The organism is Flavobacterium sp. H4147 (assembly GCF_029360735.1).
Taxonomy (GTDB): domain Bacteria; phylum Bacteroidota; class Bacteroidia; order Flavobacteriales; family Flavobacteriaceae; genus Flavobacterium; species Flavobacterium endoglycinae.
In genome coordinates this window covers 1,006,456-1,021,592 of sequence record NZ_JARKNB010000002.1, presented here as the reverse complement: position 1 = coordinate 1,021,592, position 15,137 = coordinate 1,006,456, and the positions used below count along the sequence as shown (strand labels likewise).

At 33.9% G+C, this 15,137-nt stretch carries 15 protein-coding genes; 9 read left to right on the top strand and 6 right to left on the bottom strand.

The genetic code is table 11. The features are described from left to right. The first annotated feature begins 108 nt into the window (after positions 1 to 108). From mnmA to P2W75_RS12265, 4 genes are read left to right on the top strand one after another with little or no spacing between them, the layout of a single operon-like run. Positions 109 to 1,296 carry a tRNA 2-thiouridine(34) synthase MnmA gene (mnmA, locus tag P2W75_RS12280; protein WP_276380685.1) on the top strand — a complete coding sequence of 396 codons (1,188 nt, stop codon included), beginning with the start codon at positions 109 to 111 and terminating at the stop codon, positions 1,294 to 1,296. Positions 1,297 to 1,338: 42 nt separating this feature from the next. Beyond that, positions 1,339 to 2,937 carry a S8 family serine peptidase gene (locus tag P2W75_RS12275; RefSeq protein ID WP_276380684.1) on the top strand — a complete coding sequence of 533 codons (1,599 nt, stop codon included), beginning with the start codon at positions 1,339 to 1,341 and terminating at the stop codon, positions 2,935 to 2,937. A 9-nt stretch (positions 2,938 to 2,946) separates the two neighbouring features. Then, positions 2,947 to 3,891, top strand: coding sequence for a nitronate monooxygenase family protein (locus P2W75_RS12270; protein ID WP_276380683.1), 945 nt, complete (start codon positions 2,947 to 2,949; stop codon positions 3,889 to 3,891). 20 nt (positions 3,892 to 3,911) lie between these two features. Then, positions 3,912 to 4,322 carry a hypothetical protein gene (locus P2W75_RS12265; RefSeq protein ID WP_207297043.1) on the top strand — a complete coding sequence of 137 codons (411 nt, stop codon included), beginning with the start codon at positions 3,912 to 3,914 and terminating at the stop codon, positions 4,320 to 4,322. Positions 4,323 to 4,376: 54 nt separating this feature from the next. On the opposite strand, the gene P2W75_RS12260 is transcribed toward P2W75_RS12265, so the two are convergent. Continuing rightward, positions 4,377 to 4,814: a DUF4268 domain-containing protein gene (locus P2W75_RS12260; RefSeq protein ID WP_276381006.1), complete on the bottom strand. Its 438-nt coding sequence runs from the start codon at positions 4,812 to 4,814 to the stop codon at positions 4,377 to 4,379. A 90-nt stretch (positions 4,815 to 4,904) separates the two neighbouring features. On the opposite strand from P2W75_RS12260, the gene P2W75_RS12255 reads away from it, so the two are divergent. Together P2W75_RS12255 and P2W75_RS12250 are read left to right on the top strand one after the other, a co-directional pair. Next, positions 4,905 to 5,555: a CoA pyrophosphatase gene (locus P2W75_RS12255; RefSeq protein WP_276380682.1), complete on the top strand. Its 651-nt coding sequence runs from the start codon at positions 4,905 to 4,907 to the stop codon at positions 5,553 to 5,555. A gap of 125 nt (positions 5,556 to 5,680) precedes the next feature. Next, positions 5,681 to 6,490, top strand: coding sequence for a 1-acyl-sn-glycerol-3-phosphate acyltransferase (locus tag P2W75_RS12250; protein WP_207297041.1), 810 nt, complete (start codon positions 5,681 to 5,683; stop codon positions 6,488 to 6,490). Between the two features lie 117 nt (positions 6,491 to 6,607). On the opposite strand, the gene P2W75_RS12245 is transcribed toward P2W75_RS12250, so the two are convergent. The 3 genes from P2W75_RS12245 to P2W75_RS12235 all read right to left on the bottom strand — a co-directional run bounded on the left by P2W75_RS12245 (position 6,608) and on the right by P2W75_RS12235 (position 8,900). Further along, positions 6,608 to 7,240, bottom strand: coding sequence for a hypothetical protein (locus tag P2W75_RS12245; RefSeq protein WP_207297040.1), 633 nt, complete (start codon positions 7,238 to 7,240; stop codon positions 6,608 to 6,610). An 8-nt stretch (positions 7,241 to 7,248) separates the two neighbouring features. Further along, a complete protein-coding gene (locus P2W75_RS12240; RefSeq protein ID WP_007810116.1) occupies positions 7,249 to 7,743 on the bottom strand; it encodes an RNA polymerase sigma factor in 495 nt (164 codons plus the stop codon). 92 nt (positions 7,744 to 7,835) lie between these two features. After that, a complete protein-coding gene (locus P2W75_RS12235) occupies positions 7,836 to 8,900 on the bottom strand; it encodes a DUF3810 domain-containing protein (protein WP_276380681.1) in 1,065 nt (354 codons plus the stop codon). A 100-nt stretch (positions 8,901 to 9,000) separates the two neighbouring features. Between P2W75_RS12235 and P2W75_RS12230 the strand changes: the two genes are divergently transcribed. The 3 genes from P2W75_RS12230 (at position 9,001) to P2W75_RS12220 (ending at position 12,045) form a co-directional block, all read left to right on the top strand. After that, positions 9,001 to 9,516 carry a sigma-70 family RNA polymerase sigma factor gene (locus P2W75_RS12230; protein ID WP_207297038.1) on the top strand — a complete coding sequence of 172 codons (516 nt, stop codon included), beginning with the start codon at positions 9,001 to 9,003 and terminating at the stop codon, positions 9,514 to 9,516. Between the two features lie 69 nt (positions 9,517 to 9,585). After that, the gene (locus tag P2W75_RS12225; RefSeq protein ID WP_276380680.1) at positions 9,586 to 10,464 is read left to right on the top strand and encodes a PhzF family phenazine biosynthesis protein; all 879 of its coding nucleotides are present in this window, start codon (positions 9,586 to 9,588) and stop codon (positions 10,462 to 10,464) included. A gap of 120 nt (positions 10,465 to 10,584) precedes the next feature. Then, entirely contained in the window at positions 10,585 to 12,045 is a 1,461-nt protein-coding gene (locus P2W75_RS12220; protein WP_276380679.1) for an aminoacyl-histidine dipeptidase, read from the top strand. A 212-nt stretch (positions 12,046 to 12,257) separates the two neighbouring features. Here P2W75_RS12220 and P2W75_RS12215 read toward each other — a convergent pair whose 3' ends face one another. Both P2W75_RS12215 and P2W75_RS12210 read right to left on the bottom strand, forming a co-directional pair. Then, positions 12,258 to 13,031, bottom strand: coding sequence for a carboxypeptidase-like regulatory domain-containing protein (locus P2W75_RS12215; protein WP_207297035.1), 774 nt, complete (start codon positions 13,029 to 13,031; stop codon positions 12,258 to 12,260). A gap of 174 nt (positions 13,032 to 13,205) precedes the next feature. After that, complete coding sequence (locus tag P2W75_RS12210; protein ID WP_207297034.1) at positions 13,206 to 15,107, bottom strand: DEAD/DEAH box helicase; 1,902 nt, start codon at positions 15,105 to 15,107, stop codon at positions 13,206 to 13,208. Between the last annotated feature and the right edge of the window lie 30 nt (positions 15,108 to 15,137).

The following is a 15,137-nucleotide window of genomic DNA, read 5'->3' as shown; positions in this document are numbered from 1 at the left end:
AACCATAAGTTTTATCTACCGCTGGATTATATAAACTAATTGAAAGCCCTTAAATTTTCTAAAATATGACGTACCTTTGCACCCTTATAAAAAATTAAAAGTTTTAAAATGAAACGAGTAGTAGTTGGTCTTTCTGGTGGAGTAGATTCTAGTGTTGCCGCTTATTTATTGCAGCAGCAAGGATACGAAGTTATTGGGCTTTTTATGAAAAACTGGCACGATGATTCGGTTACAATCTCTAATGAATGTCCTTGGTTAGAAGATAGTAATGATGCTTTATTAGTAGCCGAAAAACTTGGTATACCGTTTCAGACTGTTGATTTAAGCGAAGAATACAAAGAAAAAATCGTTGATTATATGTTCAACGAATACGAAAAAGGAAGAACTCCAAATCCTGACGTGCTTTGTAACCGCGAAATCAAATTTGATGTTTTTATGAAAATCGCTTTAAGTCTTGGTGCTGATTATGTGGCTACAGGGCACTACTGCCAAAAAAGTGAAACTGAGGTTGACGGAAAAACTGTTTATCAATTAATTGCAGGAAACGACGTTAATAAAGACCAGTCTTACTTTTTATGTCAGTTGTCACAAGAACAATTATCAAAAGCGTTGTTTCCAATTGGAGCTTTAACAAAACCTGAAGTACGCGAAATCGCGGCTGAAATGGAATTGGTAACAGCAGAAAAGAAAGATTCTCAAGGATTATGTTTTATTGGAAAAGTACGTTTACCGGAATTTTTACAGCAAAAATTACAACCAAAAGAAGGTAAAATAGTTCAAATCGATAAAAACGACCCAATTTATAATAATGAAATTCCAGCAGGAATATCATTAGAAGAAGAATTAAAAATAGAAGCTAAAAAACTAGAATATCTTCCAACAATGGGTAAAGTTGTGGGAAAACATCAAGGGGCTCATTATTTTACAGTTGGACAAAGAAAAGGTCTGAATGTAGGAGGAACTACAGATCCGTTATTTGTAATTGCCACAGATGTCGATACGAATACTATTTATACCGGTTTGTCTAGCAATCACCCAGGTTTATTTAAAAAAGCGCTGTTTGTAGGTAACTCAGAAGTGCATTGGGTTCGTACTGATATGGCTTTAAAACCGGGAGAATCAATGGAAGTAATGGCCAGAATCCGTTACCGCCAGCCTTTGCAAAAAGCCGTTTTATATCAATTTGAAGACGGAATGTACGTTCGTTTTGAAGAACCTCAATCGGCTATTACAGAAGGACAATTTGTAGCTTGGTATTTAGAAAATGAATTAGTTGGTTCGGGAGTAATTTCTTAGCTTTATACTTTCTTAGGAAGAAATTCCGCTAAAAAGTATGCTATGAAATATACCTTTACTTTTCTTTTAGTATTTGTTTCGTTTTCAATCTTCGCACAGGAAGATGCATGGGTTTATTTTACAGGAAAACCCAATGCTCAGGATTTCTTCAATAATCCGTTGCAAACACTTTCGCAGAAAGCTTTAGATCGTCGTACAAACCAAAATATTACCTTGGATATTTCCGATGCGCCGCTTGAAATCACATATGTAAATCAAGTGAAAGCTAGTACTGGAATTACAGTATTAGCACAATCTAAATGGATGAATGCGCTTCATATAAGAGGAACTCAAAGCGATATTAATGCACTTGCATCACTTTCTTTTGTAAACAAAATAGTTTTTGCCAATAAAGCCTTAAATACAACGGCTAAAAAAGTTTCTGAAAATTCAGTTTCCAAGGTTAAAGACAAATTGAAAACCACAATCGATTACTCTTACGGAAATTCATTAAATCAAATCCAGATGTTAAACGGACAAGTTCTGCACCAGCAGAATTTTACCGGAACAGGAAAAATAATTGCAGTTCTCGATGCAGGTTTTCCAGGTGTAAATACTGCTCAACCATTTCAGAGATTACGAGATAATAACCTGATTTTAGGCGGATACGATTTTGTTAACAGAAACGCCAATTTTTATTCAGGAAACGATCATGGCACCGAAGTGCTGTCAACTATGGGAGGTTATAAAGAAAATGCTTTAGTGGGAACTGCGCCAGACGCTTCGTATTATTTATTTATAACTGAAGATAATGCTTCCGAAAATCCAGTTGAAGAATCTTATTGGGTAGAAGCCACAGAACAAGCAGACGCTTTAGGAGCTGATATTATAACTACTTCTCTAGGATATTTTGCTTTTGATAATGCCAATTACAGTCATACTTACAGCGATATGAACGGAACGACAAATTTCATTTCAAAAGGGGCGGAAATCGCTTTTAGTAAAGGAATGATCGTTTTGGCCTCAGCAGGAAATGAAGGAAATACAACAGAAAAACATATAGGCGGACCCGCAGATGCAGTTTCGGTAATAACAGTAGGATCAGTAACTTCTGCGAAAGTAAAATCAAGTTTTAGTTCCATCGGACCAAGTTATGATAATCGAATCAAACCTGATATTATGGCTCAGGGAACTGCATCTGTAGTTTCAGATACTTCGGGAAATATTGGTACTGCAAACGGAACTTCATTTTCTTGTCCAATTATGGCGGGAATGGTGGCTTGTCTTTGGCAGGCTTTTCCAAATAAAACCAATCAGCAAATCAGACAGATGATTTTGGCTTCTTCCGACCGATTTACCAATCCAGACAATAATTATGGCTACGGAATTCCAAATTTTGGATCGACTTTAAGTGTAGAAAGATTTCAATCAGATTCAGATTTTTCGGTGTATCCAAATCCTGCAAAATCAACTATTTCTTTTTCATTTCAAAATGATACAGCTTCTGTAAGTGTTTATTCTATTTTAGGGCAAAAGCTGATTGAGAAACAGATAACAAACCAGAATCCGGTTCTTTCGGTAGAAAACTTAACAAGCGGACTTTATTTTTATACTTTTGAATCAAATGGTCAAAAAAAAACCGGAAAAATACTAAAACAATAAGCGTTTTTGATGAATAGAATTACGAAGCTTTTCAATATAAAATATCCAATTATTCAGGGAGGAATGATTTGGAACAGTGGTTACAAATTAGCATCTGCAGTAAGTAATGCTGGAGGTTTAGGGTTAATTGGAGCAGGATCGATGTATCCAGATGTTTTGAGAGAACATATTCAGAAATGCAAAAAAGCAACCAATAAACCTTTTGGAGTGAATATTCCAATGTTGTATCCTAACATTGATGAAATTATGAATATTGTGGTAGAAGAAGGCGTGAAAATCGTTTTTACTTCTGCCGGAAATCCCAAAACGTGGACTTCATTTTTAAAGGAAAAAGGAATCACAGTCGTACACGTTGTCAGCAGCAGTATTTTTGCGTTAAAAGCACAGGAAGCTGGAGTTGACGCTATTGTTGCCGAAGGTTTTGAAGCAGGCGGACACAACGGCCGTGACGAAACGACGACTTTAACGCTGATTCCCATGGTGAAAGAAAAAATCCAGATTCCTATCATCGCTGCCGGCGGAATTGCCACAGGAAGAGGAATGCTTGCCACAATGGTTTTAGGTGCCGACGGAGTTCAAGTAGGAAGCCGTTTTGCTGCCTCAATTGAATCATCAGCTCACAATAATTTCAAGGAAACAATAGTTAGTATAAAAGAAGGTGATACTCAATTGACATTGAAAGAATTAGCTCCAGTTCGGTTAGTAAAAAATAAGTTTTATAATGATGTTCAGGCATTGTATGAAAAATGTCCTTCAAAAGAAGATTTGATTCAGTTATTAGGCAGAGCAAGAGCTAAAAAAGGAATGTTTGAAGGAGATCTTGAAGAAGGAGAACTTGAAATTGGCCAGATTGCCGGTTTAATTCACGAAATTCTGCCTGTAGAACAAATAATTCAGGAAATGATGTCTGATTTTAAAAATGCCTGCGAAGAAAAAGCTACATTTGACTTTTAATTGCTGGTAAGAAATATTTTATGAATTCTATACGAATATATATACTTTTTTTGTTTTTAGGTTTTGGCGTACACAACGTTCAAAGCCAGAGTTATCATTTTAAAACATCAGGATTTAGCGTTTTAGAAAAAACAGAAAGAGGGAAGTGGGGCAAATGGTCCGATCTTGACTTGGTAAACCTTTCAGTTGTTCTAGACACCGATAAACACCGAATTGTGGTCTATTCTCAAGAAATACAGTTGTATAACATTTTGGATTACATCGAAAGAGAAGAAAATGAAACCGATATTGTGTACTCATTTATGTGCAAGGACAATGACGGACGTGAATGTAAGCTTTCTATTATCACCAGAAAAAAACAAGATTACCGCAAACAGCTTTATATCAATTACGACGATCATATTATAGTGTATAACCTTTTTATGGTATAAAAAATAACCCCGGCACTATAAATGTCGGGGTTTTTTGTATAAGACTTAAAAATTTTACACTTCTATATCTTTAATAAACTCGTCGTATTCTAGATAAAACATTTCAAGAGCATGCATTTTTTCATTAAAGAAATCAAAAATAGCATCCCAATGATTTCTATTACTGAAACCAACATCCAGTTTTTCAACCCAAATTCGGCTGATTGTTTTACCACTTTCAAGAGTATAATTTTTCTCAAAAACCAAATCTTGAATAAATTCTTCTTCCAAAATACCTTTTAAAGCTTCCAGTTTTTCAAAGTAAGCATTTCGTTTTTCGTCGCTTCGGTGTTCAATGTCAATTAAAACCTGTGCTTTTTTATTATCAACATAAAACTTAAAAGAGAAATCTTTTATTTTGGTATCATACAGCACCCATTTACGAGGATATTTTTCTGCAAAAGCTACCCAAAATTCTCTTTTTATTCGTTGTGATTCTTCTCTGCTGTACATTTTTATGGCTTTGTTCCCGAAAACTTGTAGAACCGCATTTTCTGGAGTATATTTATATTTTAATTGAAAGTACAAAAATAAACTTTGAATATGGATTTTCAAGATTTTTTGCAATATGTTCCTAATTTAATTCCAGTTGAACTTCCAGCAGAGCTGTCACATATTAAAATGGCTCCCAAAGAACGCATCCAAGCTTTGAAAAATCTAGATGTTGAAGCAAGAAATCCAAGAATCGCTGCTGTAATGATGTTGTTTTATCCGAAGAATGGAAAAACACATCTTGTTCTGATTGTCCGAAATGCTTACAACGGAGTACATTCTTCGCAGATTGCTTTTCCAGGAGGAAAATATGAAATTTCAGATTTTGATTTCAAAGACACTGCTTTAAGAGAAACTAATGAGGAAATTGGTATTCTTCCAGAAAAAATTGAAGTTATTAAACACTTCTCGCCAATGTATATTCCGCCAAGTAATTTTTTGGTGCATCCTTTTTTAGGAATTGCAAAAGAAGAGCTTTCATTTTATCCAGATGTCCGCGAAGTTGCGGGAATTATTGAATTACCGCTTTCGGACTTCTTAAATGACGATATTATTATTGAAACCACATTGTCAACTTCTTATGCAATTGATGCAGTAGTTCCAGCGTTTGGTATACAAAATCATATTGTATGGGGCGCTACAGCGATGATTTTGAGCGAGCTGAGAGATGTTTTGAAACTCACATTTGAGCAGAAAATATAAAATTATAAAAATAACAATTTGATAATCATGGCAATAGTGATTAATATTAGAGAATCTTTTAAACTATTGCTAAACGAATAAATTTTGTATGTTTGCGACTTAACTAAAAATGTAAAAACAACGTTATGGGATTGTTTAAACGAAATCCTTTTGGACATATATTATTCATCAAGAAATGGTTAATCCGTATTTTGGGAGCCATGACCCACCGAAGATATAGAGGTTTTAATGAATTGCAGATTGACGGATCTGAAATTATTAAAACATTGCCGGACACTAACGTATTGTTTATCTCAAATCACCAAACGTATTTTGCCGACGTTGTAGCGATGTTTCATGTGTTTAACGCAAGTTTAAGCGGACGTCAAGATACGATTAAGAATATTGGTTATTTATGGCAGCCCAAAATGAATATTTATTATGTTGCTGCAAAGGAAACCATGCAGGCTGGATTACTGCCTCGAATTTTGGCTTATGTTGGAGCTATCACTGTGGAAAGAACCTGGCGTTCAAAAGGAGTAGACGTAACCGAAAAACGCGAAGTAAACCCAAATGACACTGAAAATATCCGAATTGCACTTGAAGACGGCTGGGTAATTACTTTCCCGCAAGGAACTACAAAATCCTTTAAGCCAGTTCGAAAGGGAACTGCCCACATCATCAAACAACACAAACCCATTGTAATTCCTATTGTAATCGATGGATTCCGTCGTTCTTTTGACAAAAAAGGACTTCGTATGAAAAAGAAAAATATCCTTCAATCTTTCATCATCAAAGAACCTCTTGATATTGATTATGAAAACGATACGATCGAACAAATCGTAGAAAAAGTAGAATACGCAATCGAACAACACCCATCATTCTTAAAGGTAATTCCGGCAGAAGAACTAAAAGCTCAGGAAGAACTAAACCAAATGAGACGCTGGGATTATTAAAAATTTTAGATTTCTGATTTTAGATTTATTTTTTTAAGTCAAATCGCCTTTAAACCTTTGTTCCTTTGCCACTAAAAAACTTAGCGCCTTAGTATCTTAGGGTATCTCAGAACTTAATTAAAAATCAATCTTCTTCAGCTCTTTATAATTCACATACAATCTGCGTAACAGAGTTCCGTAGAGCAATCTGTAGAAACACCAGAACAATCCAAAGAAACCTAATATTACCAATAGTAATATCCCTATTGTGGTAAACATCGCTTTTCCGCTTAAGGCTAATTTATCTCTTAAAAAAGCCATATCAGGATTGTAGACAAAAGCAATAAAGAAACTTAAAATAGAGGTCACTACAATCATTCCCAGATTGTACCATACATAATATTGTACCGTTTTACGAGTTCTTAAAATTGCACTCATTAACGATTTGGTAGCGACAGTTGTCGAAATCGTCGTGTAGTTTTTATAGAAGATAAATACAAAGACAAGACCCACTAAATAATTAAAATACGTTAAATATTCAAGTGTCGTTACAATTTCTGGATGATTGATTTTTCTAAGAACATCATCAGTATTAATGAAAATATTAGAAAACGTCCAAAATGAAATCTCCAAAATACTGATAATCAAAATCCATTTTACAATAGAAGATGATTTCTTGTGAATCATTTTGTAGATTTCTTTTTCAGAAATTTGTTGAAAAGAATCCGAGTTCTTTTTCCAGTCTTTTTTTAGTAAATCCAGTTCTTTCATAATACAATTTAAGGATTTAATATTTTTTTCAGCTTTCCTTTAATTCGGTTCATTTTCACGCGGGCATTTACTTCGCTGATACCTAAAGTTTCGGCTATTTCTTGATAATCTTTGTCTTCTAAATACATAAACACTAATGCTTTTTCGATGTCATTAAGTTGGTAAACAGCTTTGTACATCAATTTTATCTGTTCTTCCTCTTCATAGTTGTAATCAACATCTTTTACAAAATGCTGATGACTTTCATAATCTACGGTAGATATGGTTCTTTTGGTTTTACGGTATAAGGTAATGGCAGTATTTAAGGCTACACGGTATGTCCAGGTTGAGAACTTGCTGTCGCCTCTAAATTTTGGATAAGCCTTCCAGAGCTGAATGGTAATTTCCTGAAATAAATCTTTATGTGCGTCTTCGCCGGCAGTATATAATCGACAAATCTTGTGGATTATATTCTGATTTGCCTGCAATTGCGCAACAAATGACTGTTCTAGATTTTCGCTCATAAAAGTATTAGTAGTATTGAAATCATTTTTGTTACAGTTGGAATTTAATTTTTTTACTAAGATTAATCAATTTACAGCTGTCTAATAAAAAATTATAATTCTCTGGTTTTGTAATAATTCACCATCAGATCGATAAATTTACTGTAACTTTCCATGCCGTCTTTTTGATTGTTGGTTTTCAAGAAACTATCATATAAAAAATGAAAACCTTCATCGATAAAAGTGTCGTATTTTTTCCAGAAATCTTTACTTTCCTGATAATTTTTCAAAATTCCAACGTTTACTTGTTTTTTTAACTGGTCAAACAGTTTTTCATTTTTAAATTTCCAAATACTAAGGCAATAGCGCAAAGCAAAACTATAACCCGAATATTGAAAATACAAATTGTCGTTGTTTACACAAGCCAAAACGCCAATGAAATTACATTCGCTTTCGCTGGCAAAACCAATTTGATGTGCCATTTCGTGAGCACTCGTAAGCGGAAAATTATACATTGGCAATAAATCATTAACCTGAGCTTCATTGGTAAACGGATTTAAATAACCGCCAAAACCCATATAAGTCAATGGCACGCTGAATAATGATGGCTTAATGCTTAAAATCTCATATTTGAAATACGGATGCTCTTTTGATAGATTGTTATATCCGTTTACATTCATTGTGAACACTTCTTTCTGATAATACGGAAGAACAATTTTTGCGCTGTCATTTTTTGTTATTTTCAGCTGAATTTCATTAGTTTTTGCAATTAATTTTTTCGTAAAAACTAATAATTCGGCATCTGTATATTCTCTTTTAATATCCATTTTTTGGAAAAGAGGTTCACGATAATAATTAAATGCCCAAAGCAGGTGAAAGAAAAAATAAAAAACAGAAATTTTGCCTGTTATTTTTAAAAGATGGTCTTTCCAATCTGTTTTCCATGTTTTTCGAATCTTCCAAAACCAGCTAATAATGGATAAAATCAAAATCGCATAAATGCAATCGCCAACCGAAAATGGAAATCTTCCTAAAACAGATCTTGAAAAATGCGAAATTCGAATGTAGAGATTGTTGCTGTAAAAACCTTCTACGAAATCCAGAAAAAACGGAAGTATTTTGTAAAAAATGATCTGAACTAAAAGAAATAAAGGCAGGATGTATTTTCGTTTTAACATTTTAAAAGAATATAATTATCGTAAATATAATAAACTATTTTGTACTCTTTTTATCATTATTTTTGCATATATAGTTTTGTAGTATGTAAAAGGGAAGAACATGAAAAATGAAATTCAAAATATATGGAAAGATTTTCATTTAGAACTTCAAAAATTTATTTTTTTGAAAGTAAAGAACAAAGAGATAAGTGAAGATATATTGCAGGATGTTTTTTTGAAGATTCAGTTGAACGTTCATACTTTAAAAGATTCTTCGAAGTTAACTTCGTGGGTATATCAAATTACAAGAAATAGTGTTATCGATCATTTTCGAAAAAATAATTCAGTTTTATTTCTTGATAATAATGACATGGCGGAAGATGAAGTAGATTTAGATTTTTCGAGATTGTCTGATTGCATTAATAGTAAAATAAATAATCTTCCTGATAAATACAAACAAGCTTTATTGCTTACTATTCTAAAAGATTTTTCTCAAATTGAATTAGCCGAATATCTTGGAATATCTCATTCTGGCGCTAAATCAAGAGTTCAGAGAGGAAAAGAAAAAGTAAAAACACAAGTCTTAAATTGCAAGAATAAAGATGAAATGAATCTTGATGATTTTTCTTTACAATAATTTTGCGTCTTTTTACGATATACTGCGTCTATGGTTTATGAATGTATAATTAATTCAAAATTGCAAAACATGAATAAACTTAAAAAACTTAACGTACAAATAGTAAATGCTTTTGTTCGTGAAAACAAAGGAGGTAATCCAGCAGGCGTAGTTCTTGATGCTAATGATTTAACAAATGAAGAAAAACTGCTTATTGCTGCAAAAGTTGGATTGTCTGAAACAGCCTTCGTTTCGAAATCAGCTAAAGCAGATTTTAAACTCGATTTTTTTACTCCAAACAGACAAATCGCCCATTGTGGTCATGCGACAATTGCAGCTTTTTCTCATTTAAGTCAGTTGAATAAAATAAATGGTTTTCAATCTTCAAAAGAAACCATAGATGGAATAAAAGAAATCATTCTGAAAGGAGAGCTCGCATTTATGGAGCAACAAGCACCAAAATATGTTGATGTTTCAGAAAAAAGAAAATTAATTCTAGAATCTTTATCCTTAAATGAAAATGATCTTATTGAGAATGCGCCAATTTCGTTGGTAAATACAGGAAACTCGTTTGTTATTATTCCTGTATTAAATTCAGAAATTCTAAAAAAAATAAAACCTAATTTCGATTTGATTAATGATATCAGTAACGATTTAGATTTAATAGGATATTATGTTTTTACCAATAGTGAAAATTCTGAAAGTGATGCAACAACAAGAATGTTTGCTCCTAGATATGGTATCGAAGAAGAATCTGGAACAGGAATGGCGGCTGGACCTTTGGCTTGTTTTTTATATGATAAATTAAATAGTAAGAAAAATAGTTTTCTAATAGAACAGGGGAATTTTATGTCTATTCCATCTCCAAGTTTGATATATGTTGATTTAATTATACAAAATGAACAAATTACAAAACTTATGGCAGGAGGAAAAGGAATAAGTGTTTCTCAAAAAACTATTAAAATTTAAAAAAATTAGATCATTGTTTTTATCTGTTTTAATACTGGTTTTCAAAAAAAATAGTGGCAAAATAGAAATTAAACTTTGTAACTTTGACATTCTTAATTGTTAAACTTCAAACAAAACATAATGAGTCAAGAAGTAAGAAATCTGGAGCCAAAAGCACTTTGGAATAAATTCGCAGATTTAAATGCCGTTCCGCGTCCGTCTAAAAAAGAAGAACGTGTTATTGAGTTTATGAAAAACTTTGGTAACAGTTTAGGTTTAGAAACTTTTGAAGACGAAATTAGAAACGTAATCATAAGAAAACCAGCAACTCCTGGGATGGAAAACCGTAAGCCAATCGTAATGCAGGGTCACCTTGATATGGTGCACCAAAAAAATGCCGATACTTTTTTTGATTTCGATACGCAGGGAATCGATATGTATGTGGATGGTGACTGGGTTCGTGCAAAAGGAACAACTCTTGGAGCTGATAATGGGCTGGGAGTAGCGACTATTATGGCGATTTTAGAAAGTAAAGATATTCCGCATCCAGCAATCGAAGCTTTGTTCACAATTGATGAAGAAACGGGAATGACAGGAGCTTTAAATCTTAAAGGCGGAATTTTACAAGGTCAGATTCTTTTGAATTTAGATACTGAAGAAGATGACGAAATTGATATTGGATGCGCCGGAGGAATTGATGTAACAGCAACAAGAAATTATAACGAAGAAGAAGTTCCTGAAGGTTCTGTTGGATATACGATTACCGTAAAAGGTTTAAACGGTGGGCATTCTGGAATGGATATTCATAAAGGTTTAGGTAATGCCAATAAAATCATGAATCGTTTATTATTTGACGGTTTTGAAAATTTTGGTTTACAGATTACTGAAATTAACGGTGGAAGTCTTAGAAATGCCATTCCGAGAGAAAGTACTGCTAAAGTTATTATTTCTCAGATGTTTGATGAAGCGTATGTGTATGACATGCAGGAGATAATTTCGGATATTAAAGCAGAATACAAAACAACTGAACCCAACCTGTCTATTGAAATTGTAAAGAGCGATTTACCTGAAAAAGTAATGGATTTAGGTGTTCAAGAAGGTATTATAAGAGCTATTTACGCAGCTCATAATGGAGTTTACAAAATGAGTGCTGATATGGCCGATTTGGTTGAAACTTCAAATAACATTGCCCGTGTGGTTATTAAAGACGGAGAAATATTAGTGGGATGTTTGACAAGATCTTCTGTTGAATCGTCAAAATTTGATTTAGCAAATTCTTTGCGTTCTGCTTTTGAACTAGTAGGCTGCGAAGTAGAACTTTCTGGTTCTTACCCAGGATGGACTCCAAATGTAAATTCTGAAATATTAGAAGTTTTAAAAGATATTTACGAAAAACAAAACGGTGAACAACCCAAAGTGGTAGCTTGTCACGCAGGTTTAGAATGTGGAATTTTAGGAACAAATTATCCTGATATGGATATGATTTCTTTTGGTCCAACTATTCACGGAGCTCACTCTCCTGATGAAAGAGCAAGTATTTCATCTGCTCAAAAATATTGGAAATTTGTGTTGGAAATTCTTTCGAATATACCGGTTAAATAAGTTTACAGTATTCAGTCTCAGTATTCAGTCTCAGTATTCAGTATTTAGTCACAGTTTATGGTCTGAGTGCTCAGCTTTGCGAAACTGAAAACTGTGACTGAAAACTAAAAAAGAGAGCAATCATTAATCATTATAATTGCTCTCTTTTTTATAACTGATCATCGTATACTGCGACTGAATACTGAATACTGAATACCGTGACTAAAAATTCTCTAATTACGTTTAAGTACTTTATATTGTTCGTAGCATCCGCTGATGGCATCTAAGATTTGTAAGTCATTTGCGGTTTGGATAAAGGCATCTGAATAACTGCATCGCTGTAAAATTTCAGGAATTTCATCTTTACTAATTCCTAATAGTACAGCTATAGTTTCGCGATCGTATTTCGTTTCCAAAAGGTTTCTAATCGTATCGTCTTTTTTCATATCCTTGAGCTTTTTGAGCTCTTTTCCATTTTTTCCAAAGAAATTGTACAACATATCTGCAGGGTTGAAAATAGAACCTAATACTTTACCAAAAGCATTTGGAGAATATTCGCCGGCCTCGTAACCTTGTGTTAGACCCGAAATACTGTAACGGTAATTTTCTTTGGTTGGAATTAATTTAGAATCGATTTCAAGATATCCTGTTAAACTGAAAGGAGCAATAATAACCTCTTCAAGCGCAATTGCTTTTTCGGTAAGCTGAATTCGAGTTACTTTATTTTTAATCCAGTCATTTGTTACTCTAATTCGGAGGGATTGAAACCCTAAAAGAGAAAAATGGATAGTATCATTTGGCTGTACATCAATTTCAAAATACCCTTTTGCATCTGATTTTGCGCCACGTACTTTGTTGGTGTTAATGATATTTACATTTGGAAGAGGTTGTTTACTATCATCGTTTATAATATAACCCGAAACCCTTTGCGGTGTAGTAGATTCGTTGTCCTGCGCAAAAGTAATCGTAGAGAATAGTAAAAAAAAGAAAACTGCGAAATATTTCATATCCTGATTTAAAGCACTAAAAGTAGTAAATCGAGATTAAATATTTCGCAGTCTATCAATATAATTATAAGAAAATTAACAAAGGCATTGATAACATAGTTAGATATAAGAAAAAATCCCAAATTCCAATTATATCTGGAATTTGGGATTTGTATTTTAAGGGATTAAATAAGTTTAATCTCTTCTTGGTCTTCTTGGTCTTGATGAATCTCCGAAGCTTTCAGAACGTCTTGGAGCTCTATCAGAACCTCCTTCGTTTCTTCTGAAACCTCCTTCTTTTCTAGAAGAAGAATTTCTGTCGCCTCTGAAACCTCCGTCACGAGAACCTCCATCTCTAGAAGAATTTCTATCGCTTCTAAATCCGCCTTCACGTCTTGGAGCAAAGTTTCCATCTCTTCTTGAATCTCCTCCAGAATTACGTCTTCCGCCACGGTTGTTGTGATCGCGTCTTCCGCCACCGTCATTTTTAGAAATCTCAACATTAATGCGACGTCCTTCTAACTGAGTATTGTTTAAGATGTCCATTACTTTATCAGTATGCTCTGGATCAGTATTGAAGAAAGAGAATCCTTCTTTTACATCTACTTTGAAAACATCGTCACGACCTAAGTCTAATGTTTCTTTTAAGTAATCTTTTAACGACATCCAGTCGAAATTGTCTCTTGAACCAATGTTTACAAAGTAACGAACTGCTCCGTTGTTGTTGAATTCTCTTGGCTCAGCATCACCTCTTTCACGTCTCTCGCTAGAAGATTGAACAGAAATATCTCTATTTTTCTTGTAGTAAGTAATGAAACGATTAAATTCTACTGAAACCATTTTCTTGATCAACTCTTCTTTCGATAAATCTTCAAGAACATTGTTGATTGCTGGTAAATAGTTATCAATTTCGTGATCAACCTCGGTATCTTTAATTTTGTTTGCTAAGTGCAATAACTGAATTTCGCAGATTTCGATTCCAGAAGGAATAGTTTTTTCAACAAACTTTTGTTTGATGATTCTCTCAATAGAAGAAATTTTACGCAACTCACTTTTTGTAACTATAACAATAGAAGTTCCTAATTTTCCAGCTCTACCTGTACGTCCAGAACGGTGGTTGTATGTTTCAATTTCATCAGGTAATTGGTAGTTTACAACGTGTGTTACGTTATCAACGTCAATTCCACGTGCAGCAACGTCAGTAGCAACAAGCATCTGAATTTGTCTTCCACGGAATGATTTCATTACACCATCACGTTGTGCTTGAGATAAATCTCCGTGCAAAGCTGCAGCGCTGTATCCGTCTTCAATTAATTTCTCGGCAATAGCCTGAGTGTCTCTTTTTGTACGGCAGAAAACTACAGAAAAAATGTCTGGATTAGCATCAGCCAATCTTTTTAAAGCTTCGTAACGGTCACGAGCGTTTACTAAATAAAATTCGTGAGATACAGTAGAAGAACCTGAGTTTTTAGCTCCAACAGTAATTTCTAATGGTTCGCTCATGAATTGTTTTGCAATTCTAGCAACTTCTTGCGGCATTGTTGCAGAGAACAACCATGTGCTTTTTTCGTCTGGAGTATCTGATAAGATAGATACGATGTCATCATAGAATCCCATGTTTAACATTTCGTCAGCCTCATCAAGAACACAGTAATCTATGTTTTTAATGTTTACTAAACCTCTGTTAATCATGTCTTGCATTCTTCCTGGAGTAGCCACAATAATTTGTGCTCCTCTTTTAATTTCTCTAGCTTGCTCTGTTATACTAGCTCCTCCGTAAACTGCTACCACATTAATACCTTTTTCGTATTTTGAGTAGTTTTTAAGTTCGTTAGTAATCTGTAAACAAAGCTCCCTTGTTGGCGATAAAACTAATGCCTGTGTATTTCTGTTGTCAGCATCAATTTTTTGGATTAACGGAAAACCGAAAGCTGCTGTTTTCCCTGTCCCTGTTTGAGCCAACGCAACCATATCCGTGTCTTTTTCCAATAATAGGGGAATCGCCTTTTCCTGTACCTCTGACGGATTTTCAAATCCTAGATCTAAAATCGCCTTCAGTAACGATTCATTCAATCCTAATTGTTCAAATTTGTTCATATATGTTTTTAAAATAGGGTGCAAAATTAC

Coding starts and splice junctions, on each gene's coding strand:
- mnmA (WP_276380685.1), top strand. CDS start 109: ATGAAACGAGTAGTAGTTGGTCTTTCTGGTGGAGTAGATTCTAGTGTT.
- P2W75_RS12275 (WP_276380684.1), top strand. CDS start 1,339: ATGAAATATACCTTTACTTTTCTTTTAGTATTTGTTTCGTTTTCAATC.
- P2W75_RS12270 (WP_276380683.1), top strand. CDS start 2,947: ATGAATAGAATTACGAAGCTTTTCAATATAAAATATCCAATTATTCAG.
- P2W75_RS12265 (WP_207297043.1), top strand. CDS start 3,912: ATGAATTCTATACGAATATATATACTTTTTTTGTTTTTAGGTTTTGGC.
- P2W75_RS12260 (WP_276381006.1), bottom strand. CDS start 4,814: ATGTACAGCAGAGAAGAATCACAACGAATAAAAAGAGAATTTTGGGTA.
- P2W75_RS12255 (WP_276380682.1), top strand. CDS start 4,905: ATGGATTTTCAAGATTTTTTGCAATATGTTCCTAATTTAATTCCAGTT.
- P2W75_RS12250 (WP_207297041.1), top strand. CDS start 5,681: ATGGGATTGTTTAAACGAAATCCTTTTGGACATATATTATTCATCAAG.
- P2W75_RS12245 (WP_207297040.1), bottom strand. CDS start 7,240: ATGAAAGAACTGGATTTACTAAAAAAAGACTGGAAAAAGAACTCGGAT.
- P2W75_RS12240 (WP_007810116.1), bottom strand. CDS start 7,743: ATGAGCGAAAATCTAGAACAGTCATTTGTTGCGCAATTGCAGGCAAAT.
- P2W75_RS12235 (WP_276380681.1), bottom strand. CDS start 8,900: ATGTTAAAACGAAAATACATCCTGCCTTTATTTCTTTTAGTTCAGATC.
- P2W75_RS12230 (WP_207297038.1), top strand. CDS start 9,001: ATGAAAAATGAAATTCAAAATATATGGAAAGATTTTCATTTAGAACTT.
- P2W75_RS12225 (WP_276380680.1), top strand. CDS start 9,586: ATGAATAAACTTAAAAAACTTAACGTACAAATAGTAAATGCTTTTGTT.
- P2W75_RS12220 (WP_276380679.1), top strand. CDS start 10,585: ATGAGTCAAGAAGTAAGAAATCTGGAGCCAAAAGCACTTTGGAATAAA.
- P2W75_RS12215 (WP_207297035.1), bottom strand. CDS start 13,031: ATGAAATATTTCGCAGTTTTCTTTTTTTTACTATTCTCTACGATTACT.
- P2W75_RS12210 (WP_207297034.1), bottom strand. CDS start 15,107: ATGAACAAATTTGAACAATTAGGATTGAATGAATCGTTACTGAAGGCG.